Below are 480 nucleotides of genomic sequence, written 5' to 3' on the forward strand. Positions count from 1 at the left end.
GCAGCCGTTCTGGAATCCAGCGGTGGACGAAGGTATGCGGTATTTTGCCAGTCAAATGTAATAGAAAGGAGCTGTCATCATGCGATCTGCCCTGTGGCCGTTGCAGGCTGCTCTATTTAAGAGGTTATCAACAGACGAAGAGCTGAACGGGCGCGTCACAGGCGTCTTTGATGCAGTCCCGAAAGATCAGCAAAAGCCTTATGTAACAATGGGGGATGATGATGTTTCCCCATTTAAAACCAAGACATCCAGCGGTGAAGAAATCAATGTGGTTTTACACTGCTGGTCAGGTTACAACGGAAAAAAAGAAGCAATGGAGATTCTGAGCCTCATGCTTCAAGCGTTAACAAGCAAGCCCCTAACAATAGAGGGCTTTTCTTTATGCCGTTCTGAGATGCGCAGCATGCAGGTGATCACCGATATTGACGGGTACACGCGTCACGGCATTCTCAGAATGCGCTTCACAATAAACAATTGAGA

1 protein-coding gene is annotated in these 480 nt (G+C 47.5%); it reads left to right on the forward strand.

What is annotated here, in order from left to right; all coding sequences use genetic code 11:
• The first annotated feature begins 79 nt into the window (after nt 1-79).
• Complete coding sequence (locus tag BGM27_RS17100; RefSeq protein ID WP_007408588.1) at nt 80-478, forward strand: DUF3168 domain-containing protein; 399 nt, start codon at nt 80-82, stop codon at nt 476-478.
• The last annotated feature ends 2 nt before the right edge of the window (nt 479-480 follow it).

This window comes from Bacillus sp. FJAT-27001, from assembly GCF_019039175.1.
Classification (GTDB): domain Bacteria; phylum Bacillota; class Bacilli; order Bacillales; family Bacillaceae; genus Bacillus; species Bacillus velezensis.